A 23,449-nucleotide genomic window follows, 5' to 3' on the forward strand; every position below is an offset into this window, starting at 1 on the left:
CTTTATTATACTAATGCGACGTATTTGTTGCAATGAAAAAGCAAGGCTTTTATAAAATATAAATTGGAATATTGCTTTTAGATGAAATAATGAAATTGACTGTGATATAATACCCATAACTATCATCATAGGAGGGAATCATGACGCAATTATTTATTAAAGGTACCGTTGAAACGATTTATTTTCAAAATGCATCCAATTTTTATAAAGTCATGCTCGTTTCCGTAGAAGATACAAATACTTCTTATGATGATACGACGATTGTGGTAACGGGGACATTTGGTGATATTCATTTAGATATCCAATATATTTTTTATGGTGATTTAGTGGAGCATGCCAAATACGGTCTGCAATTCCAAGTAACAACCTATCAGCAATCGTCTACCCTCTCTGAAAAAGGGCTTATTCAGTATCTATCAAGTGATAAGTTTCCAGGGATTGGCACAGTGTTAGCAACACGTATTGTCGATATGTTTGGTGTAGAGTCGATTGAAATGATTTTGAATCATCACCCCAATTTAAAAACAATCCCAGGATTAACCACACAAAAAAGAGAAGTATTACATGATACCTTGTTGAGTATACAAGGAGAAAATCACATCGTATTATCCTTGTTAAAATATGGATTTAATGACACATTAGCGTATCGTATTTTTCAAACCTTTAAAGAAAAATCTTTGGAGGTTATTGAAACCAATCCATATTTATTGATTGAAAAAATAGACGGTATCGGTTTTTCAAAAGCAGATCAAATTGCTGAAAGTTTAGGCTTTCCAGCAAATGCAGTGGAAAGATTAAGAGGTGCTCTGTTTTTTACACTAAAAGAAAGATGTTACACAACGGGGAATACGTATGAAAAAGCTGAAGATGTACTCGTGCATAGTTTACAGCTACTTGAAAAAAGTCGAGCAGTTTTAATTGATGAAGAAACATTGGCAAATGAACTAATTGCCATGGGGCAAGTGGGGACAATTATTGAAGATAATGGACGATTTTCAATTCCTAGTATTTATTATGCTGAAAATGGGATTGTATTGTCGTTAAAAGGATTGACGCATCAAGAAAAAATCTCTTATTTACAAGTTGATATTGATAAAGAAATACAGAACATTGAAAAACGTCTACATATTACATATAGTCTTACGCAAAAAATAGCTATTAAAAAAGCACTAGAATGTCCAGTTTCTATTTTAACTGGAGGCCCAGGTACAGGGAAAACCACGGTTATCAATGGCATTGTTACATTATTTGCGAAACTTAATGATATTGATTTATATAGTCATACTTATGTTGATGATTTTCCTATTTTGTTAGCGGCACCGACAGGGCGTGCGGCAAAACGGATGAAAGAATTGACAGGATTACCTGCTTCTACATTACATCGTTTGTTAGGTATTGGATTAACTGGTCAGTTGATTGAAGACGATATACTCGATACTAAAACATTGGAGGGACGCTTGTTAATTATTGATGAAATGTCCATGGTGGATACATGGTTAATGAACTGGGTGTTAAAAGCTATTCCTATGGGTATGCAAGTTATTTTAGTTGGTGATAGACACCAGCTACCTTCGGTTGGACCTGGGCAAATTTTACATGATTTATTGATGTCGAAAAGTATTCCCTATACAGAATTGACTGATGTGTACCGACAAGATGAGCAATCGACGATTGTGGAATTGGCACATTCTGTTAAAGACGGTATTTTACCAGATAATTTTTCTCAAAATTTTAAAGATAGATCTTATTTTTCTTGTTCTGCCAATCAGGTGGCACTCGTTGTTGAAAAAATTGTTGAAAAAGCAGCTTTAAAAGGTTATACAATGTCAGATATCCAAGTATTAGCACCAATGTATAAAGGTGCAGCAGGTATCAATCAGTTAAATCAGTTAATTCAAAATATTTTAAATCCAGCTAAATCAACAAATCGACAAGTCGAACATTTTGATAGAGTATTTCGTGTTGGCGATAAAGTATTACAATTAGTCAATCAGCCAGAGCAAAATGTGTTTAATGGTGATATAGGTGAAATTATTTCTATTTTTTATGCAGAAGAAACAGAAAGTAAAATAGATGAATTGGTTGTTTCTTTTGATGGGAATGAAGTTAGCTATCAAAGAAATGAATGGCATCAATTAACATTAGCATATTGTTGTTCAGTACATAAAGCTCAAGGAAGTGAGTTTCCTTTAGTGATATTACCAATGGTAAAACAATATGGACGTATGTTACGTAGAGATATTTTTTATACAGCTTTGACACGAAGTAAAAAAAGTTTAGTGTTATGCGGCGAGTTAGATGCTTTTATATACGCTACAGAACAGGAAGTAACGTATCGACAAACATTGCTTGTGGAAAAATTGCAAGGAGAAGGTTTGGCGGTAAAAGAGATATCGGTTGAACAAAACGAAACGATACAGACAAAATCACTTATTTTAACAGAAGAAACACTATATGAGATTGATGCCATGATTGGCATGGACGGTATAACACCGTATGATTTTATGACATAATAGAGGTAGAGAATGTTTACAATAATTTTAATCATTATCTTTTTGAATACATTAGCAGCCTTAATTACTGTTTTTAGAGAAAGTAGGGGGATTTCTTCGACGTGGACATGGTTATTGGTGTTAGTGTTATTACCTATTATTGGGTTTATTTTATATTTATTTATTGGAAAGAAAATTTCTAAAGAAAATATTTTTGATTTACAAAAACAAGAACGCTTAGGATTACGTGTGTCTGCGAGTGAGCAAAAAGAATTGTTGGAAAAAAGACAACTAGCACAAAGGCATTCTCGTGCTGAAAAAGAAATGATTTCTCTTTTTTTGAATACGGAGGAGGCTTTGTATACAAAAGGGAATGTTGTTGACATTATAGATAATGGCAATGTTAAGTTCGAACAGCTATTAGAAGATATAAACAATGCAACACATCATATCCATTTGCAATATTACATTTTTAATAATGATGATTTAGGGAAAAAAATCATGAGAGCATTGTATAAAAAAGCGTCACAGGGCGTTGAAGTGTTAGTGTTGTATGATGCTTTAGGTAGTCGAACATTAAACCCTCAATTTTTTAGACGGTTAACAAAAGCAGGAGGAAAAGCTCTGTCTTTCTTTGGGTCGTCTATTCCGATTGTTAACTTACGGTTTAATTATCGCAATCATAGAAAAATTGTTGTTATTGACGGGAAAATTGGTTATGTTGGTGGGTTTAATATTGGCGATGAATATTTAGGAAAAGGTAAACTAGGGTATTGGAGAGATACGCATTTACGCATTTCTGGAGAAGCTGTACATTCGCTACAAACACGCTTTTTCGTTGATTGGAATGCTGTTGCCAAACTAGAAGATGAAAAAGGATATAAAGAAGAATATTTTCCACCATTTGAAGAAATAGGGCATACAGCAATGCAAATTGTGTGCAGTGGCCCAGAGTCTGATTGGGATCAAATTAAATTGGGCTATGTCAAAATGATTTCTCTTGCGAAAAAAAGTATTTGGATACAAACACCTTATTTTATTCCCGATGAAAGTGTTATGGATGCGTTACGTATTGCTATTATGTCGGGGATTGAAGTGAATATTATGATACCGTGTAAACCGGATCATCCTCTTGTTTACCGTGCAACAGAATATTATGCAAAAATTTGTGGGAGTTTAGGTGCAAATATTTATGTGTACCAAAAGGGATTTATGCATTCTAAAGTTTTGTCGATTGATGGGAGAATGGCAAGTGTTGGTACAGCTAATTTTGATATTCGCAGTTTTGAATTGAATTTTGAAGTGTGTGCATTTATGTATGATGCTTATATTGCTAAAACATTAGAAGAACAATTCAAGCGTGATATTGAATTTTGTGAACAAGCAACTCCAGAGTATTTCAGTCAACAATCTTTATGGCGAAAACTAAAACAACTTTTTTCAAGATTGTTTTCTCCTGTTCTATAGGAGGTTACGATGATAAAAATGTATATAGATGCAGCATGCTCTATACCACCTCAAAGAATCGGTATAGGCATTGTCATATATAAGGATAAACAGCAACAACAATTATCTATACCTTTAAATAAAGCCTTGAATAATCATGAAGCAGAATATGAAGCGATTTATCAAAGTTTGTGTTATTTAATTGAAAAAGAACTTCATCATGATATTGTATTGATATATTCGGATAGTAAAGTTGTTGTGACGGCATTGAACCGAAAAAGTGCTAAAAATAGTTGGCAGCAGCCGTATTTAGACAAAATTTTACCTTTATTAAATCAGCTACATCACTATTATGTTGAGTGGTTTTCAGATAAAGAAAATAAAATGCCTGACATACTCGCTAAAAGAGCACTTACTTTACGTGAATAAGAAGTAAGTTAATGTTAGATGCTATGTAAACAAAATATCAAAAAAGAAAATATAGGTTGATAATTAACTCGATTTAAGCCATAATAAGAAAAGATAAATTTGACAAACCGATATATTCCTTGTATAATTCGGTATGTTGCTTTAGGAGTGATAAGATGAAATGGTCAATGAAACAAATTGAAGAACATGGTGTTGAACCGTTAAAATTTTTGCAAGAAGTGGATTTGAAACAATCACTGATAAAGCGTGAATCTGACATTATAGATGTATCACCTGTGAAGTTGAATGGGTCACTTTTGTATGACAATCATAGCGTTATTGCGACGTTTGTTGTAGAAGTTACTGTTACTCTACCTTCTTCACGAACATTGGAGCCAGTCCAAGTTCCTTTAATGATTGATGTATCTGAAAGATATGTTGAACAAGGCTACTTATCTCAGTATGTAGAAGTAGCTAAAGAGGAAGTTGTTACTGTTATTGAGGAAAATTATGTTGATTTAACAGAAACGATTATTGATAGTATTTTGTTAAGTTTACCACTAAAAGTTTTATCTCAAACAGAACAAGAGGACGACAATTTACCAAGTGGTAATGGATGGGTTCTTTTGACTGAAGATGCATACAATATGCAGAAACAAAAAGAAGCAGAAGACAATATTGATCCTAGACTTGCAGGGTTAAAAACTCTCCTTTTAAATGAGGAAGACGAAGATCAAAGTCTGTAACAACTTTGGTGAATACCAATATAAGATAGACAGTAATCAGGAGGTGTAGAACATGGCAGTACCTAAAAGAAGAACATCAAAAGCTAGAAAAGCAAAACGTCGTACACACTTTAAATTAGAAGTACCAGGTATGACAGCATGTGCAGATTGTGGCGAATTGAAAAAAAGTCATCACGTTTGCCCATCTTGTGGTAAATACGACGGTAAAGAAGTTGTATCAGTTGGCTAATTATAATGAAACAGTCTTTGTATAAAGGCTGTTTTTTGTGGCTCTTCGTCAAATTGTGTTGGTGGAGAGAAATAGTGAGTATGTTGGTAGTGAATGGCATTAACCATTCACTACCTTTTTCACATTCTTTTTCTGCCACTGAGAATGGTGTTGTATGATTAAAATACGCAATCTAAAATAAGAAAAACGTCTGTAGCCATAGGCAATCCGTTTGATGACTTTAATATGATTGTTGATAGCTTCTGTGATACCGTTTGAATAAGGTGTGGTAAAAGCTTGATAAATACCATTCTGATAGGTTTTAAAAATATCAAATTTCTTTCTAAACCACTCTGGTAATGACGGGTCAATATGATGAATAACCTCCATAAATGACTCAAAATCTCGCTGTCTATAAGCATATCTCAACTCTTGTACAAACTCATATGCTTGTTTTAAAACAGGACTATAGTCTAATAATCTATCCAGGATTTGTGCGTGTGTCAGATATGTTTTAAAGGATTGGTGATAGTGATAGTCTGTATCATTTACATCAAAGGCATCTTTTAATAATAATTTCCAGTATTTCTTTAAGTGTTTATAAGCCTTTTCTTCTTTTTTAAAGGTGTTCATTTCTTTTATACGTAGTGTATTTAAATTCCGATGTATATGTTGTATGATATGAAATCTATCTGTGACAATAACGGCATTAGGAAAAACCTTCTGAATAAGTTTGCCATAATTGGCATTCATATCCATAACAAGATAGCGAACGCTATGTCTTGCTTTTTTAGAAAATTGTTTAAAATAAGTGATTAAATGGTCTAATTGGCGACTAGGTAACACATCAATAATACGGTGCGTCAATCCGTCTACACAGATAAAACTCATCTTCCCTAAATGAGATGTCACATACTTAAATTCGTCGATACATAGTACCTTAGGTAGATAATGAAAAGACGGTTTAACTTGTTTTGTATATTTATCTAAGACACGTTGTACGGTCACATCAGATACAAAGTGGTCTTGGCAGATATGTTTTCTTGAAATATTTTTCGTTAAATCAAGTGCAATAAGTTGTTTTAATTCTTTAGAAATACAACAATGTTTATCGACTAAAGAACACGAAGAAGAACAGGTTTTTAGACACGTTTTACAGCGATAACGGGTTCTTTTAAGAAGTAAAACAGTTTTGATTTGTCTAAACTTTGGTAATAATGTTTTCGTTTGATATGTCCCATGTTTGATGAGTGTTTTAGCATGACAATGTGGACAGGTGTGGCAAGGCTTTGTCCAAGTACCTTTAATAAAGTGGTGTGGAATACCATTTATTGTTTTTTCTTCTAACCAATGTTCATCAGCTATGAAAGATTTATCTGTTAATGTCAATAATTTTTTTGTATAATAATCCATGAGAAATACCTCCTTGTTTAATTGTGGTGATTTAATCATACAGGTATTTCTCTTTTTTTGTCCACTTTTATATACAAAATCGTGTTGGTGGATTATTCCCACCAACACGATTTATTATAGAGCCTTTTTTGTTTATAGTAGATAGTTTTAAAGGCGTTTTGTATAAGATATAGGAGAACCTCAGCAAAAGAGGTTCTATAATATTTGGTGTTGGTATCTTCCAAAAGGAAGCTACCAACACCTTTAAAATTATGGTTCTTTATCAAATTATGGTTCTTTATCAAATTGTATTGGTGTCAGTATACTGATAGTGAATAGCATTCGATAATATTTCACTAATGAGAATGATGTATATGATATGGAACATAATGAAAAAAGAGTGTATATTAAGGTGTCAATGCATCGTTTTTTGATAATATATCAAATCTAATTTTATTCGTTTACGTTTATATGAACATATACATATATTTTTTCTTAGGATTAAGCTATTTTAAATGTATTGTACTATCCGGTTTTATTTCGGCTTATAATACTTTTGTTTGACCTTTTTGTAGTGCTGGTATAAACTTAGAATGTTACAGGCTTAATGATATGAAAGGAAAAATGTGTATTCATGATGACAATAACAGAGTTAATATGGTATTTGATACCCTTGGTTGTTGCATTCGTCTATTTAATATTTAGAAAAATATTGTATAAAATAGGGTTTTCAATCATTCTTTTCCCATTTGTACTCATTGGTATAGAAGAAATAGGAGAAGTGATTTTTCGCTATTCTATTTTGCCATACGTCTTTTTTGGCTATGTTTTAGTAGGATTTTTTTTATTATTTTATAATTATAAAGCAGACCGCTTTTTTACGACAATGCAATTTTTTAAAAAGTATAGTGTCGTCATTGGATATGTATCCATATTTGTTTGGGCGGTACTGATTATTTATCGTCTTATGGATGTTTTTCTATTGACTTAATACTTTAGACTGATGTCAAAAAATGATAAAGTGTAGTATGATAAAAATTATCAAAAAACGAAGGATGTATGTACATGCAGGAACAATTTATGAAACAATTAGAAGATGAAAAGAAAAAAGAAATATCAGAAAAATATCGTAAAATTGTCCAAATTGGTGCCACGGTTGGTCTAGTTTTAACAGTGTTGATTGCGATATGGGTTGCAACAGGTACCTATTTTAAACCGACTGACCAAGGTGGTATGTTTGAAACACACTTAAAACAATTGGGTGTATTTGGACCGATTTTATTCATTTTGATACAAATTATTCAAGTTGTCTTACCTATTATTCCCGGAGGAGCGGTTTCTGTTAGTGGAACGGTCGTTTGGGGCTATGAATGGGGATTCGTTTATAATTACATAGGTATTTTTATAGGCTCTATGATTGCCTTTCATTTAGCAAGACAGTATGGAGAGTTTTTTGTAAAATGTTTTGTATCAGATGAAACATATGATAAATATATGGGTTGGACAAGAAATGAAAAACGTTTCTCATGGATTTTAGGTATTTTGTTCTTTTTACCTGCTGCTCCAGATGATATTTTATGTATGATTGCAGGTTTAACCACAATGTCATTCAAAAAATTTGTATGGATTTTTATCCCAACAAAAGCTGTTTCGACCTATGTCTTTACCGTGATGATGCAAGAAATGATTTTCTTCTTTATTCATCATATTTGGCCATGGTTAACGAATTTCTTTTCATAATAAATCGTATAAAATAGAAAGAAGTGAAATCTTTGAAAAAAAGTCAAATCAATATGCTTTCTAGTGCAACAAGTGTGAAAGGGCAAGGTGTTGGTTCTGCTTATATTGAACAAGTCAATTTAGTCAAAGATGGCTTAGCAGATGAGTTTGATATATTCGAGAACGCTTTAAAATGTAGTGAAATTACACACTACCATACTATTGATTTTAAATTTGCCATTTCAAAATGGTTTATGACAAAAAATGGTAAATCAGTTGGTTATGTACACATGCTACCAGAAACAGTTGAAAATAGTTTGAATTTACCCAAACCAATTAAAAAAATCTTTTTTTGGTATATGATTAAATTTTATAAAAGCATGGATTACTTAGTAACTGTTAACCCATATTTTATTGGTGAACTCGAAAAATATGGTATTGACCGTAATAAAGTTACATATATTCCTAATTATGTATCAGGTGATGATTTTTACAAAGTATCAAAAGATGAAAAAGAGCGTTTAAGAGAAAAGTACGGAATAGATAAAGACGCCTTTGTTGTTTTATCTGCAGGGCAATTACAAACCAGAAAAGGTATCTTTGATGTATTGAAAATGGCAGAACAACTTCCCGATATTCAGTTTGTATGGGCAGGTGGTTTCTCGTTTGGGAAAATAAGTGACGGCTACAAAGAAATTGAAAAAGTTGTCGATAATCCACCACACAATGTTAAATTTTTAGGTATTGTTGATAGAGAATATATGAATGAAGTCTATAATTTAGCAGATGTGATGTTACTTGCTTCTTTTGAAGAACTATTTCCAATGACCATTTTAGAGGCAATGTGTGTCAATACCCCAATTCTACTAAGAGATTTAGAAATATATGAAGATATTCTTTTCGATTTTTATGAAAAGGCAAATTCTATTGATACATTTGTGTCTGTACTAAACCGTCTAAAGCAAGATGAATCTTATTATGAACAAGCACAACAAGCATCTGCCAAAGGAAATATTTTTTATGCAAAAGACAATGTATTGTCTATGTGGAAAGAATTTTACGAACAAGTTGAAGAACAAGCGAAACAAGAAAATTAAGAAAAAGAGTTCTCATCATAAAATAAAATGATGACTCAAAGGAAGTGGTACTCTAACACTTAAAATGTTAGAGTACCATTTTTTTCTGTTAACTAAACAATCATGATATGGGTATCTATTTTCATTACATACTGACTTTTACAACAATATCTTATTATATGGTCAAGAAATAATTATGTACAATCAGATGCGATAATATATGAAACTATCTTTTCATCAATAAAAATCGAGTTTGTGCAGAAATTTGATTAAATATTCAAAAAATATTACTGATTTTATTCCAAGAAGTGAAAATATGGTATAATAATATATAATAAATAAAAAATTATCATAAATAGAATGGAATGAGGTAACTATGCGAACAAAAGACGAATTGAGACAAAAAATAGCCATAACATTTAAACAAAGAAGAAAACAATTAGGTTTTTCTCAAAAAGAACTTGCTGAAGGTGTATGTGCACAGGGGATTATTAGTAAAATTGAGAAAAACGAATTATTACCGTCCATTGAGATTATTATTAAAGTCGTTCATAAGTTAAAAATTCCAAAATCATTTATTGATGATTTATTCAATTTTGATGATAACACAACTTTTTATTCGTCCGAAGTGAAAGATTTATTAAAAGCGAATAATTACAGTGCGTTAAATTTTATCGTGAGCAAAACAAATGATGTTCAATTATCTCCAGTAGAGCGTTTATACTATGATTGGATTAAGGCAGTTGTTTTGTATCATTATAAACACAATAAAAAAGAAGCAATGTTTATTTTGAATAACTTACTTGAAAGAACAGAAAGCGACAACCCTGTTCATGTGAAAGCACAAATGATGATTGGTAATATTTATAGTAATGATAAAAAATATACTAAAGCTATTAGTATTTTTGAAGATATTTTACCAAAAATTGCACAATTAACAGAATGGGAAGAGGGCGTTAGATTGTATTACAATTTAGCCCAAGCATATTTTTTAACTGATAATTTTGATTTAGCTCTTAAGTATGTGTCATTTGGCATTGATTTAGCTGTTTTACACCAATCCATGTACTTATTAGGTGATTCATATTTGATGCGTGCACAGTTATTAAAAGAGAAAAATTTTGAGAATGAAGCATTAGATGCAGCACAAAAAGCGATTTCGATTTTTACTATTCAAAATAATTCTTACTTAGTGAGTATGGCATTGAATTTTTTGAGTACATTAAAATAAGTAAAATACTGATTGAAAATTGCTCTATTTCAAAAGTGGAGAACCAACGTTTTAAGCGTTGGTTCTCCACTTTTGGTATATTGGCATTATTTATTTTCTTCATTTAAATGTACGCGTAATTTTTCTTGATTTACAAAATCAAATTGATTGAAAAAGTGGTGGAGTGTTTTTAGGACACTTGGCATGAAGCCCATTTCATCGTTTTCGATTTGTAAGACGAGTAAAGGTTCATGCAAACTTAAGCGTAATAAGAACCATCCATTACCGTATGGTGATGTTATATTAAAGCGTACGCCTTCTTCATTTTCATAATCTATTTGGAAACCGTCGATTTTGGTGTTTTCTAGATCTTGAATAACACGTTGACCTTGCTCTTTAAAGTGTTGTCCCGATAATTTAAAACGTACTTCTAATGTCTCAACGGGTTGTTTTAATGTACTAATTAAATCATCAAAAGTTTTCCCTTGTTGAATTAACGTTGGTAAAAGCATTAAACATTTGGCAATAACGTATGCTCCATCGTCTAAAAAATAGTTTTCTTTAAATGCCGCATGTCCACTCGTTTCAATAGCTAGTGGGCAATTCACACCGTCTTTATTCAGTTGAATAGCTTTGTTAATGACATTTCTATATCCAGAAATATAACGACATTGCTTCCCACCTAAATGCTCAATAAATACTTTTAAATGTGAACTTGTTGGTGAATTGGTTACAATGGTTGAATGAGGATGCTCTCGTAACACGATTTGACTTAAAACAGCAATTAAATTATTACGATTTAAAAGATGTCCACTTTTTGTTACGATAGCCGAACGATCCACATCTGTATCAAAAATAATACCCAAATCTGCTTGGTGACGGATAACTGCTTCTTTAATACTTTCCATTGCTTCTTTGTTATCGGGATTTGGAATATGATTTGGGAATGTGCCGTCGGGTTCTAAAAATTGGGATCCAGCTGTATTAGCCCCTAAAGCACTTAGCACTTTATCGACGAAAAAGCCTCCTGCACCATTTCCTGCATCAACAATAATGTGCATATTTTTAAGAGGAGTTTCATCAGTTGTTTGCATCCCGTTTTTGATTTTTTGTACTAAATCTTGTGCATAAGGTGTTAAAATATCATCTGTTTTGATTGTTCCTATACGACCATTTGTGTTAGGAGTTGTGTGTGATAAAATATAGTCAATATCATCGTGTTCTGCACCACTTACTGCACTGAAAATTTTAATACCATTAAAATAATAAGGTAAATGACTTGCGGTAATCATAATACCAATATCACATTTAAACATTTCAAATTGTGTACTCATAAACATGGCAGGTGTTGTGGCAAGTCCAAAATCAATAAGATTGACGCCTTGTTCACGTGCAGATTGAATAAAGGCATTGACCAATGTTTCTCCACTAATACGACTATCTCTTCCAATACCGATTGTTAGTGTTCCGTTTTGATACTTATTTTCTTGAGTTTGTCTTGCCCAATGTATAATTCCAGATACGATACTAGGAATTTCTTTTTCTGTTAAATTTGCTTCATAATCTGTTGTTGAAATGGCGATACCACGAATATCTGAACCATTTTGTAATTGTTGCAGTGACGACATGTTCTTCCTCCTAAGTTTTATTATATCTATCATACTATTAAAGAAGAAAATTGTTAAATACTTTTCATAATTCGCACAAATAAATATTGTATAGTTATCAAACATTTGTGATACATCATCTCATAAAAAGCCTTAATGAATATTCCAAATAAGCCTTTTTAAGGTAATCTTTTCCCAGCTAATGTGGTGTCTTAAACCTCAACGTTCTTTTAGCTATGTTATTGTATCTTTTTTTCATATTTATAGAATAACGTGTGCATTTCTTCTGCGCTACTAAAGAGGTTCTTTTGATAAAACAACTCATTATTTAGTCTATGACTTCTTCATTACAGCCTTTTTTCCATTATCTGTCTGTACCATCTTTGTCTTAAATTCCATTCTTTCTTCTAAATCCACTAAAAATTGTACCGTTTCATACATGCTATGTTCTTTTATTAACTTTAATATTCTTTTTCTACTGTATAAATCTATTACTATGATTTGAGGAAAAGTCAGCACGCTATATGGGAAAATTTAATATCAATATCAATGTTTTCTCTAGGTTTTTTATTTAATTTTCCTATGAATATGTATTGTGGACGTACTTGTTTGTTCTCTTTATTTCAGATATTGATAGACTCATAAATATAAATAGTATCATTTTTTCGTTTTAACAATCGACATAATTGGAATGTTTTAACATAGATTTGTTTGTTGATTTAAATATATTTTATTATATTGGGATATTTTCTCATTTGATTAACACAAGATTGACATAAATTACTAAAAAAGGTTGACAAAGTCGGGGGTGGGGTGTGATATAATTTGTTTTAAAGTTTTTACCTACGAGGAGAGTGATTTAAAGATATATTGAGAAATAGAGGAAGGAAGCTATTATAGTATGAGAGATTTAGAGTATTTGTAATTGTTTATAATTATATAAGGTAAAGGTAGGAGAAAGATGAGAAAAAAGCTATAGAATCTATCTTTTACAAGAGTAGGACATTTACTTGTAAAAGATGTGGAATGGTGGGTGTTATAAAAGAGGAAGAACTAGATCGACGAATAGTTTTTTGTAGTCAGCAATGTTCATGGAAATATTGGAGATATAGATTTAAGAAAAGTTCTGCATAGTTTTGTTTAAACATAAAGATATAGATAATAAATTATATTTTGGTTATGTTATTTTAAAATAGAAAAATAATTTTGTTTTTGAATAGTATAAAAATAAGGATATGGGATATTTTGCTTTAATTAAATTTCAAATGAATCAAATAAGTGTTTTGTATAAAAGGAAGATTGTTTTTATTTCTAACTTTTGTGTAAGAAAGTAAAATTTAAAAATTTTTATGTACAAAAAAGAGTTGATAAGTTTATTCAATATAGATAATAAATGAAACGATTTAAAATTTACTCCAATTGTAAAGTAAAGTGCAAAAAACCGATAATCACTTTTTCTTTTGCGGGGTTAATAACCAAATAATAAAAACCAAGGTTTTCTAGTCAAGTCGAAAAACAAAGTGTGCCTTGACGGGAAACCTGTTTTTATTAAACGATCTACCCGCAATAAAAATAACTCTGCAGGTGCACGATAACCTAATTTACGCCGTATTTTATGATTCAAGCAGGATTCTATTTTACGAATAGTTGACTTTTTAACGGTGTTGATAGATTTACCCTTAGGTAAAAACTCCCGTATCTGTCCGTTATGATTTTCGTTAGTACCACGCTCATAAGATGAATAAGGGTGTGCGTAGTAAATGCTTAAATATGTCGATTCTAATTCAGATAACGATGCGAATTCTGAACCATTATCAGATGTTATACTCTTGAAGATTAACTTCACATATTGTTTAAAAATATTCTTTAATGTCCGTAAGACACATTGTGCTGTTTTACCATTCATTTTACGTATAATTGTATAACGTGTTTGTCGTTCTACTAACGTTAATAATAGTGTTTCATTTTTCGTTTTCTTAAATAAGACCAAATCAATTTCCCAATGTCTAAATTCTGTACGATTATTCGCTACGTCTGGTTGATTTTCGATAGAGGTTCCCATGTTTTTCTTGTATGTTTTGGTGTTCTCTTTTTTCGGTCGCTTTCTAATGCTTACCATTTTGGGTAAAGCAATTGGTTTGATAGGGATAATGTCTTAATGGACAAACGTATAAACCGTTTTCGTACAAGGGACTTTTTCATTAGGGTTATTTAGACGATACCAATGTACAAAGGTATCAATACTGTGTATTCTGTATGTTTCGGTAACTGCTTGTTGTAAGTCTTTGAAAAATTGTTGACTAAATTTTTCAGTTAAATCAGTATGATATTTATTTTGTTGTTTTAGCTTTATAAATATGATGGCTTGTTTCAACGTAATATTTTAGTTCGTCACGTTGAAATACCATTTCGATGAACTATTTGATTAACGCTTCCTCGTTTGATTTCTCTATAGATTGTGGATACATTTCTTCCGAGTCGTTCAGCGATATATCGTATTGGCTTTTTTTCGTTTAATAACGTTTCAATTTTTGTGCGTTCAACCAATGATAGCTGTTTATATTGTTTTTTTGTGTTATAATTTATTTCAGACATGATAATGACCTTCCTAATGTTGTAGTGGATTTTAGTAAGTTAATTATCTGTCTTTTTTGTTTTTATAACACTATTTTGCTTTTGCACTTTATTTTACAACTCGGCAAAAGAAAAAATTAAAGAAGAATTGGAGAAATTAAATCCAAACACAACAGTCACAGTAGATAAAACAGGAAAAGTCGTTGGTGAATTTCCGACAGATAAACTTATTCTCGAAGCAAAACCAGGTAATACTCAACGGAGTGGAGATGAGAACCTAAATGATACAGGAAAAGATAGTGGTAAAACAAAAGTAATTTCTGATAAAAAATAACCCGACACAGGTGAATTAGATCAAAATCCATTATTATATGGAACTACCACTCTAGGGTTAGGTTTTATGATTGCTATATTAAGAAAACGATTGGAAGAAACGGAATAATATTATTTTATATTTTTCTGATCTGTGTTAAATTATGAGTCTTCGTCAAATTGTGTTGGTGGAGAGAAATAGTGAGTATATTGGTGGTGAATGGCATTAGCCATTTACTGCCTTTTTCTCATTTTTTACCTTTGAGAATGGTACTGTATGATTTAAATATATCGTATAAAATAGGAAATCTTGAATTGTCAAATAAATACGCTTATGTCAAAAAGTTTTTGAAAGAACTCAACGAGCAATTAACTAAACATGATACTATTTATCAAGTGCTTTATGTGTTTTCAACAAACCGGGTATAACCGTTCGATAATTCAGACTGAATAGTAAAAAAGTTTGGAATCAACACTTTAACTGAGTTGATTCCAAGCTTTTTGAGTATCAAATCTATTATTTTAAACAGATTATTGTTAGTAGATAATACAGGCATGACAAAAATGTAAAAAATAGAAATATATAATGAAAAATTGTGATAAAAGGCTTGATTTTTCGGGGGGGGGGGGATTTATAATATTATTATTGCTATAGACTAGGAAGGAGTGAAATAATAGTTTCGAAAAAGAAAGTTGGTCGATTTGTAATCAGGAAATAAAATCTATTTTGTTAGATAGATTTGGTTTTTAGGGTATTAGGTACAAAAAGGTTTAGTTAAGTAAGTATCAAAAACAGATGATATAGTAAGAAAGGAGACGTGATATGTAGTATTTGATCTCTTAATGTATGAATGATAATTATTCTTGATACATAAAAAATTAAAGGATGATTTTTTCGTTGTTTTAGGTATTTTATCAAGTGTTTATAGAAATAGTCTATATAGATATTTTGATTGTTGTAGATGTTGTTTGAGCGATGTCTAGTATTGTTGGAATAAATAAAGAAGGAAGATGAAAAATAGTGTTCATGTAGTATGTCAAATCAATATATCAAACATAAGATATACTTTTGGAACGTTAAGAAAAAATTCAATAATTGAGGTTGATAAAACGAAGAAAGAAGCATAATGAAAAATGAAAGAACAAGAAACTAATTTAACATATGAAAGTAGGACATTTACTTGTAAAAGATGTGGAAAGGAAGTGATTACAATCCAAGGTGTGTTAGATCGTAGAACGGTGTTTTGTAGTCCGGTTTGTAGAAGGCGTTATTGGAGACATGCAGATAGGCGACGAAAAGAAGAAAAGAAATAGATTTGAATATGAAAGATTTATAAAAGGAGAAAAATAATGTTTTATAAAAGAAAAGATCGATTTTCAATACGTAAATTCAAGATAGGAGTAGGGTCGGTGTTTTTAGGCTCTTTCCTTTTAGCGAGTCCGCAAGTTTTTGCGCATAAAGGTGAGTATGTAGAACGATTAGCAGAGTTTTCAAGTACGAGTGTTGATTCGGAGTCTGATAAAGACATAGTGAAACTACCAGATGCTGTACAAGTAACAAAAACAATCACTTTTGAAGATTTCAAAAAAATGACACTAGAAGATATTAAGGCATTAACTGTTGAAGATTTTGAAGTCTTAAAACTCACGGATGAAGACATAGCAAGTTTATCACCTGAGCGACAAAAAGCTTTAACGACTTCTAAAACATTTCAAAGTTTCAATCGTAAGGATCTATCACTTCCTGAAGGGTTCAGCTTTCGTGATGGGGCAACGATATCAGGATTAAATACATTAAATGGGAGCTATGGTTGGACATCTAGAGAAGGTAATGACGTTAATGTGGCAATGGGTGGAGCTACAATTGAGAGACTTGAAATAGTAAATGGTTTAGTAAATGTACGTGTAAAATTTAATGGTTCTCATGACAATTGGAAAACACCTTTCTATTATGTAACAATTCCTAAAGGACTGGAAGTTACTAATATTGACTTTGGTTCCAAAGATGGTAATTTGTATAATTATAGTTCAGAAACAGACTGGGCAGAAAATCGTTCAGATCATGTTGGCAATGAAAAACGAAATACTAGGGTTTATTCAAGAAATGGAAATGGTGGTAATGCTAGTAACATAGGTAATAGAACAGATAGAAACTTTAATGAACGTTGGATAGATTTAATTGGTTGGCATATTGATAATAGTAGAAATACAACGCAGAATGAAAGAAATATTTGGAGAAACATTAGAGATAGAACTTATGGAATCCTTTCATTTGAAACAGAACAAGATAGCAAAGAGTATTATCTTAATTATAGCGCTAGAGTTAAACCAGGCTTTACTGTAAATAGTGTTAATGACCTTGCTATTGCAGCCGGACTTAAGTCTAACCAAGTACCAGCAACGTCAAATCAAAACTATGCTCGTGCTTTTTTAAAACCTTATGTACCATCATCAAATCCAAGTCCAACACCTTCTCCGTCAACTCCAAGCTCGCAACCAGTCAATGTTGGAAAGGCTGATAATATAGTTGTGTGGACAAATACATCAACAGATAGTGATATTGTAATCGCACGCCCGACAGGGAATATACCTAAAATATACTTGGCTGAAAATGAAAGAAAACATCTGCAAGCAGGATTTCCAGCAGATGCTATTGTTGATACAGGAATTAATGATGATGGATATTTTGTTCTAAAGGCAGGTAGTCTTTTTAAAACTGATAAAGTTAATACACCTATGTATACTAAGGTTGTTAAAGCGTCTAATATACCAATTAGTGAGGGTGACGGGCTTGGTGTTAGTAATCCATTTGTTATTTCGGGTGTTTATGCACCAGATAACATGACTCTTGAGTATGATAAAGAGAAAGTCGAAAAATTTGAAGTTTCGGATGATATTGTTAAACATATTACTTTTCCTAGAAATGCCTATGTCTCTGGAAACAATATTAGTGCATCATTGGAAGAAGTATATAATAAAAATGGTGAGAAAATTGATAATCCTCAAATTAAAAATTTAAGAGGTAATGGAATTTTACTTAAATATTTATTGACGATAGAAAGCGATGAAGAAAATAATCGCTTTGTATCTGGTGTATCTAAATATGTATATGTAACTTTAAATTTAATAGATAAAGAAAAAGCAAAAAAAGAAATAGATGATGCTAAAAAAGCAAAAGATGAACAAATAGATGCGAATACACAACTAACAGATGAAGAAAAAACAACGGCAAAAGCAGAAACAGAAAAAGCAGCAAATAAAGCAAAAGATGCAATAGAAAAAGCTAAAAATCAAAGTGAAATAGACACTCCAAAACAAACGGGGATATCAGAAATTGCTGCACAAGGTACACCAACCAAAAAACCAAGTGCAGTTGAGGAAATTAACAGAGTAAAAGCAGAAAAAGAAGCAGAAATTAATGCTTCTAGTCTAACCGAAGAAGAAAAAAATGTAGCAAAAAGAAAAATAACGACCGCATCAACAAACGCAATAAATGCAATAAACAATGCAATAACAGATTCAGCAGTTGACACAGCAAAACAAAATGGCATAGAATCATTGAAAGTTGCAACAATCTATGTTGGTGAACCTAAAGATGTATACTTTTGGTCAAATACCTCATTTTCTAAAGATGTTGAAATTGCAACTACTACGGGAGAGTTCTCTGATATATACGTAGCAGATCCGGGATATAGAACATCATGGAATCTTACTACTTCTGGTATCGTTCTTAATTGGGGGGTGAACGATGAAAAGAAATTTGTTGTGAAACAAGGAACTAAGTTACTTGATCCTAGAACAGACACTTTAGTATGGACTAAATATGTAAAAGTACCTGATCCTAAAAACGATTCTATACATAGCTATGGACTTTTTATAACTGGTGATGACTTTAAATTTTATGGTGCTTATCTACCAGAGGCAATAACACTTAATAGACCATATTCTTCGGGGAATGAGGATAATGATGATTTAGTTATAGCTGAAGTTATGAAAAAAATAAAGTTCCCTAATTTTACGATTAAAACAGTTGGGAAAGATTCTAATGGAAATCCTAATAGAAGATCTCTTGGAACTGAAGAAAACAAAGAACTTTTACAAAAATATAAGTTTATAGCTGAGGAATATCAAGGAACTGATGCTTCTGTTGATAATATTGGATTATTTAAAGGAAAAGGAAATACTATCAGATTTAAAGCAATAACACCAAGTGGTTTAGAAAAAGAGGTTATAGTAACTCTAAATTACCTAGATAAAGAAACGGCAGTACAAGCCTTAGCAGAAAAACAACAAGAAGTAAATACAGAGATTGATGCTAATGCAAACTTGTCATTAGAGGAAAAAGAAAAAGCAAAAGAAAAAGTAAGAGTAGCGATAGATACAGCAATAAAAGCAATAGAAGCTGCAACCGATGAAAATAGAATAAATGCTGCAAAAAGCGCTGGGTTAAAAGCAATTGAATTAGAAAAAGAAAGAGCAGAAGCTGTAGGAGTCATCGAAAGAGCCAAAGCCGCTAAAGATACCGCAATCGACGAGAAATTCAACAACAAAGAATTAACAGAAACAGAAAGAGACGATGCGAAAAAAGCCGCTAAACAAGCAGCAGATACGGCAAAAGAAGCCATCGATGCCGCAACAAATGTTGAGGGAGTCAATACGGCAAAAACAGAGGGTCTACCAAAAGTAAACGCTGAAGTAAATGGCGCAATCAAATCAAACGCTAAACAAGACATTGATACTGCAGCAGAGAAAGCCAAAGAAGCCATCGACAACTCTGACTTACCAGAAGACGTCAAAACAAAAAGCAAAAGACGCAGTAGAGAAAGCCAAAGAAGCCGCTAAACAAGCGATCGATAACGCCACAACGACGCTGACGTCAACACTGAAAAAGAAGCTGGTAAACAAGCGATAGACTTACCAAAGCAAAGAGATGCGAAAAAGCCATTGATGACGCCAAAGCCGCTAAAGATACCGCAATCGACGAGAAATTCAACAACAAAGAATTAACAGAACAGAAAGAGACGATGCGAAAAAAGCCGCTAAACAAGCAGCAGATACGGCAAAAGAAGCCATCGATGCCGACAACAATGTTGAGGAGTCAATACGGCAAAAACAGAGGGTCTACCAAAAGTAAACGCTGAAGTAAATGGCGCAATCAAATCAAACGCTAAACAAGACATTGATACTGCAGCAGAGAAAGCCAAAGAAGCCATCGACAACTCTGACTTACCAGAAGACGTCAAAACAAAGCAAAGACGCAGTAGAGAAAGCCAAAGAAGCCGCTAAACAAGCGATCGATAACGCCACACGGACGCTGACGTCAACACTGAAAAAGCTGGTAAACAAGCGATAGACTTACCAAAAGCCAAAGAAGATGCGAAAAAAGCCATTGATGACGCCAAAGCCGCTAAAGATACCGCAATCGACGAGAAATTCAACACAAAGAATTAACAGAAACAGAAAGAGACGATGCGAAAAAGCCGCTAAACAAGCAGCAGATACGGCAAAAGAAGCCATCGATGCCGCAACAAATGTTGAGGGAGTCAATACGGCAAAAACAGAGGGTCTACCAAAAGTAAACGCTGAAGTAAATGGCGCAATCAAATCAAACGCTAAACAAGACATTGATACTGCAGCAGAGAAAGCCAAAGAGCCATCGACAACTCTGACTTACCAGAAGACGTCAAAACAAAGCAAAAGACGCAGTAGAGAAAGCCAAAGAAGCCGCTAAACAAGCGATCGATAACGCCAACGGACGCTGACGTCAACACTGAAAAAGAAGCTGGTAAACAGCGATAGACTTACCAAAAGCCAAAGAAGATGCGAAAAAAGCCATTGATGACGCCAAAGCCGCTAAAGATACCGCAATCGACGAGAATTCAACAACAAGAATTAACAGAAACAGAAAGAGACGATGCGAAAAAGCCGCTAAACAAGCAGCAGATACGGCAAAAGAAGCCATCGATGCCGCAACAAATGTTGAGGGAGTCAATACGGCAAAAACAGAGGTCTACCAAAAGTAAACGCTGAAGTAAATGGCGCAATCAATCAAACGCTAAACAGACATTGATACTGCAGCAGAGAAAGCCAAGAAGCCATCGACAACTCTGACTTACCAGAAGACGTCAAAACAAAAGCAAAAGACGCAGTAGAGAAAGCCAAAGAGCCGCTAAACAAGCGATCGATAACGCCACAACGGACGCTGACGTCAACACTGAAAAAGAAGCTGGTAAACAAGCGATAGACTTACCAAAAGCCAAAGAAGATGCGAAAAAAGCCATTGATGACGCCAAAGCCGCTAAAGATACCGCAATCGACGAGAAATTCAACAACAAAGAATTAACAGAAACAGAAGAGACGATGCGAAAAAGCCTAAACAAGCAGCAGATACGGCAAAAGAAGCCATCGATGCCGCAACAAATGTTGAGGGAGTCAATACGGCAAAACAGAGGTCTACCAAAAGTAAACGCTGAAGTAAATGGCGCAATCAAATCAAACGCTAAACAAGACATTGATACTGCAGCAGAGAAAGCCAAAGAAGCCATCGACAACTCTGACTTACCAGAAGACGTCAAAACAAAAGCAAAAGACGCAGTAGAGAAAGCCAAAAAGCCGCTAAACAAGCGATCGATAACGCCACAACGGACGCTGACGTCAACACTGAAAAAGAAGCTGGTAACAAGCGATAGACTTACCAAAGCCAAAGAAGATGCGAAAAAAGCCATTGATCGCCAAAGCCGCTAAAGATACCGCAATCGACGAGAAATTCAACAACAAAGAATTAACAGAAACAGAAAGAGACGATGCGAAAAAAGCCGCTAAACAAGCAGCAGATACGGCAAAAGAAGCCATCGATGCGCAACAAATGTTGAGGGAGTCAATACGGCAAAAACAGAGGGTCTACCAAAAGTAAACGCTGAAGTAAATGGCGCAATCAAATCAAACGCTAAACAAGACATTGATACTGCAGCGAGAAAGCCAAAAGAAGCCATCGACAACTCTGACTTACCAGAAGACGTCAAAACAAAAGCAAAAGACGCAGTAGAGAAGCCAAAGAAGCCGCTAACAAGCGATCGATAACGCCACAACGGACGCTGACGTCAACACTGAAAAAGAAGCTGGTAAACAAGCGATAGACTTACCAAAAGCCAAAGAAGATGCGAAAAAAGCCATTGATGACGCCAAAGCCGCTAAAGATACCGCAATCGACGAGAATTCAACAACAAGAATTAACAGAAACAGAAAGAGACGATGCGAAAAAAGCCGCTAAACAAGCAGCAGATACGGCAAAAGAAGCCATCGATGCCGCAACAAATGTTGAGGAGTCAATACGGCAAAAACAGAGGGTCTACCAAAGTAAACGCTGAAGTAATGGCGCAATCAAATCAAACGCTAAACAAGACATTGATACTGCAGCAGAGAAAGCCAAAGAAGCCATCGACAACTCTGACTTACCAGAAGACGTCAAAACAAAAGCAAAAGACGCAGTAGAGAAAGCCAAAGAAGCCGCTAAACAAGCGATCGATAACGCCACAACGGACGCTGACGTCAACACTGAAAAAAGCTGGTAACAAGCGATAGACTTACCAAAAGCCAAAGAAGATGCGAAAAAAGCCATTGATGACGCCAAAGCGCTAAAGATACCGCAATCGACGAGAAATTCAACAACAAAGAATTAACAGAAACAGAAAGACGATGCGAAAAAAGCCGCTAAACAAGCAGCAGATACGGCAAAAGAAGCCATCGATGCCGCAACAAATGTTGAGGGAGTCAATACGGCAAAAACAGAGGGTCTACCAAAAGTAACGCTGAAGTAAATGGCGCAATCAAATCAAACGCTAAACAAACATTGATACTGCAGCAGAGAAAGCCAAAGAAGCCATCGACAACTTGACTTACCAGAAGACGTCAAAACAAAAGCAAAAGACGCAGTAGAGAAAGCCAAAGAAGCCGCTAAACAAGCGATCGATAACGCCACAACGGACGCTGACGTCACACTGAAAAAGAAGCTGGTAAACAAGCGATAGACTTACCAAAAGCCAAAGAAGATGCGAAAAAGCCATTGATGACGCCAAAGCCGCTAAAGATACCGCAATCGACGAGAAATTCAACAACAAAGAATTAACAGAAACAGAAAGAGACGATGCGAAAAAAGCCGCTAAACAAGCAGCAGATACGGCAAAAGAAGCCTCGATGCCGCAACAAATGTTGAGGGAGTCAATACGGCAAAAACAGAGGGTCTACCAAAAGTAAACGCTG

General features: G+C 33.5%; 21 protein-coding genes and 2 pseudogenes. 16 read left to right on the forward strand and 7 right to left on the reverse strand.

Features of this window, described 5'->3' with window-relative positions:
• Positions 1-140 precede the first annotated feature (140 nt).
• The 5 genes from H1220_01875 (at position 141) to rpmF (ending at position 5,321) form a co-directional block, all read left to right on the forward strand.
• Positions 141-2,513, forward strand: coding sequence for an ATP-dependent RecD-like DNA helicase (locus tag H1220_01875; protein ID QMI86148.1), 2,373 nt, complete (start codon positions 141-143; stop codon positions 2,511-2,513).
• Between the two features lie 12 nt (positions 2,514-2,525).
• Positions 2,526-3,959 (forward strand): cardiolipin synthase, encoded by a 1,434-nt coding sequence (gene cls / locus H1220_01880; protein QMI86149.1) that lies wholly within the window; start codon positions 2,526-2,528, stop codon positions 3,957-3,959.
• A gap of 9 nt (positions 3,960-3,968) precedes the next feature.
• Positions 3,969-4,367 (forward strand): ribonuclease HI family protein, encoded by a 399-nt coding sequence (locus H1220_01885; GenBank protein QMI86150.1) that lies wholly within the window; start codon positions 3,969-3,971, stop codon positions 4,365-4,367.
• Positions 4,368-4,522: 155 nt separating this feature from the next.
• Positions 4,523-5,092 carry a DUF177 domain-containing protein gene (locus tag H1220_01890; GenBank protein QMI86151.1) on the forward strand — a complete coding sequence of 190 codons (570 nt, stop codon included), beginning with the start codon at positions 4,523-4,525 and terminating at the stop codon, positions 5,090-5,092.
• A 52-nt stretch (positions 5,093-5,144) separates the two neighbouring features.
• Positions 5,145-5,321, forward strand: coding sequence for a 50S ribosomal protein L32 (gene rpmF, locus H1220_01895; protein QMI86152.1), 177 nt, complete (start codon positions 5,145-5,147; stop codon positions 5,319-5,321).
• A 99-nt stretch (positions 5,322-5,420) separates the two neighbouring features.
• Here rpmF and H1220_01900 read toward each other — a convergent pair whose 3' ends face one another.
• Positions 5,421-6,821, reverse strand: coding sequence for an ISL3 family transposase (locus tag H1220_01900; GenBank protein ID QMI86153.1), 1,401 nt, complete (start codon positions 6,819-6,821; stop codon positions 5,421-5,423).
• 951 nt (positions 6,822-7,772) lie between these two features.
• On the opposite strand from H1220_01900, the gene H1220_01905 reads away from it, so the two are divergent.
• The 3 genes from H1220_01905 to H1220_01915 all read left to right on the forward strand — a co-directional run bounded on the left by H1220_01905 (position 7,773) and on the right by H1220_01915 (position 10,718).
• The gene (locus H1220_01905) at positions 7,773-8,432 is read left to right on the forward strand and encodes a TVP38/TMEM64 family protein (protein QMI86622.1); all 660 of its coding nucleotides are present in this window, start codon (positions 7,773-7,775) and stop codon (positions 8,430-8,432) included.
• Positions 8,433-8,485: 53 nt separating this feature from the next.
• Positions 8,486-9,508: a glycosyltransferase gene (locus tag H1220_01910; protein ID QMI86623.1), complete on the forward strand. Its 1,023-nt coding sequence runs from the start codon at positions 8,486-8,488 to the stop codon at positions 9,506-9,508.
• Positions 9,509-9,863: 355 nt separating this feature from the next.
• Entirely contained in the window at positions 9,864-10,718 is an 855-nt protein-coding gene (locus H1220_01915; GenBank protein QMI86154.1) for a helix-turn-helix domain-containing protein, read from the forward strand.
• Between the two features lie 86 nt (positions 10,719-10,804).
• Here H1220_01915 and H1220_01920 read toward each other — a convergent pair whose 3' ends face one another.
• The 3 genes from H1220_01920 to H1220_01930 form a co-directional block, all read right to left on the reverse strand.
• Positions 10,805-12,325 carry a phosphomannomutase/phosphoglucomutase gene (locus tag H1220_01920; GenBank protein ID QMI86155.1) on the reverse strand — a complete coding sequence of 507 codons (1,521 nt, stop codon included), beginning with the start codon at positions 12,323-12,325 and terminating at the stop codon, positions 10,805-10,807.
• Positions 12,326-13,772: 1,447 nt separating this feature from the next.
• Positions 13,773-14,423 carry an IS30 family transposase gene (locus H1220_01925; GenBank protein ID QMI86156.1) on the reverse strand — a complete coding sequence of 217 codons (651 nt, stop codon included), beginning with the start codon at positions 14,421-14,423 and terminating at the stop codon, positions 13,773-13,775.
• Positions 14,424-14,695: 272 nt separating this feature from the next.
• Positions 14,696-14,899 (reverse strand): helix-turn-helix domain-containing protein, encoded by a 204-nt coding sequence (locus H1220_01930; protein ID QMI86157.1) that lies wholly within the window; start codon positions 14,897-14,899, stop codon positions 14,696-14,698.
• 127 nt (positions 14,900-15,026) lie between these two features.
• Here H1220_01930 and H1220_01935 point away from each other — a divergent pair, with 127 nt between their 5' ends.
• Together H1220_01935 and H1220_01940 are read left to right on the forward strand one after the other, a co-directional pair.
• A complete protein-coding gene (locus H1220_01935) occupies positions 15,027-15,212 on the forward strand; it encodes a hypothetical protein (protein ID QMI86158.1) in 186 nt (61 codons plus the stop codon).
• A 1,328-nt stretch (positions 15,213-16,540) separates the two neighbouring features.
• Entirely contained in the window at positions 16,541-20,032 is a 3,492-nt protein-coding gene (locus tag H1220_01940; protein ID QMI86159.1) for a DUF1542 domain-containing protein, read from the forward strand.
• 197 nt (positions 20,033-20,229) lie between these two features.
• Here the strand turns inward: H1220_01940 and H1220_01945 are convergent, their stop codons facing one another.
• Positions 20,230-20,433: a hypothetical protein gene (locus tag H1220_01945; protein QMI86160.1), complete on the reverse strand. Its 204-nt coding sequence runs from the start codon at positions 20,431-20,433 to the stop codon at positions 20,230-20,232.
• A 131-nt stretch (positions 20,434-20,564) separates the two neighbouring features.
• Between H1220_01945 and H1220_01950 the strand changes: the two genes are divergently transcribed.
• Positions 20,565-20,921 carry a hypothetical protein gene (locus tag H1220_01950; protein ID QMI86161.1) on the forward strand — a complete coding sequence of 119 codons (357 nt, stop codon included), beginning with the start codon at positions 20,565-20,567 and terminating at the stop codon, positions 20,919-20,921.
• A 33-nt stretch (positions 20,922-20,954) separates the two neighbouring features.
• On the opposite strand, the gene H1220_01955 is transcribed toward H1220_01950, so the two are convergent.
• Together H1220_01955 and H1220_01960 are read right to left on the reverse strand one after the other, a co-directional pair.
• The gene (locus H1220_01955) at positions 20,955-21,182 is read right to left on the reverse strand and encodes a hypothetical protein (GenBank protein QMI86162.1); all 228 of its coding nucleotides are present in this window, start codon (positions 21,180-21,182) and stop codon (positions 20,955-20,957) included.
• Positions 21,183-21,315: 133 nt separating this feature from the next.
• On the reverse strand, positions 21,316-21,915 hold the full coding sequence (locus H1220_01960; protein QMI86163.1) for a hypothetical protein: 600 nt from the start codon (positions 21,913-21,915) through the stop codon (positions 21,316-21,318).
• Here H1220_01960 and H1220_01965 point away from each other — a divergent pair.
• The 5 genes and pseudogenes from H1220_01965 (at position 21,900) to H1220_01985 (ending at position 23,217) form a co-directional block, all read left to right on the forward strand.
• On the forward strand, positions 21,900-22,103 hold the full coding sequence (locus H1220_01965; GenBank protein QMI86164.1) for a hypothetical protein: 204 nt from the start codon (positions 21,900-21,902) through the stop codon (positions 22,101-22,103). The genes H1220_01960 and H1220_01965 overlap by 16 nt on opposite strands.
• A 244-nt stretch (positions 22,104-22,347) precedes the next feature.
• Positions 22,348-22,557, forward strand: a complete 210-nt coding sequence (locus H1220_01970) for a hypothetical protein (protein QMI86165.1) — start codon at positions 22,348-22,350, stop codon at positions 22,555-22,557.
• A 12-nt stretch (positions 22,558-22,569) separates the two neighbouring features.
• Entirely contained in the window at positions 22,570-22,761 is a 192-nt protein-coding gene (locus H1220_01975) for a DUF1542 domain-containing protein (protein ID QMI86624.1), read from the forward strand.
• A gap of 114 nt (positions 22,762-22,875) precedes the next feature.
• Positions 22,876-23,007 (forward strand): annotated as a pseudogene (locus tag H1220_01980) (DUF1542 domain-containing protein).
• A 75-nt stretch (positions 23,008-23,082) separates the two neighbouring features.
• Positions 23,083-23,217, forward strand: a pseudogene (locus H1220_01985) (DUF1542 domain-containing protein).
• The last annotated feature ends 232 nt before the right edge of the window (positions 23,218-23,449 follow it).

The sequence above is a fragment of the Carnobacteriaceae bacterium zg-84 genome (genome assembly GCA_013874835.1).
In the GTDB taxonomy this organism is placed as follows: domain Bacteria; phylum Bacillota; class Bacilli; order Lactobacillales; family Aerococcaceae; genus WM01.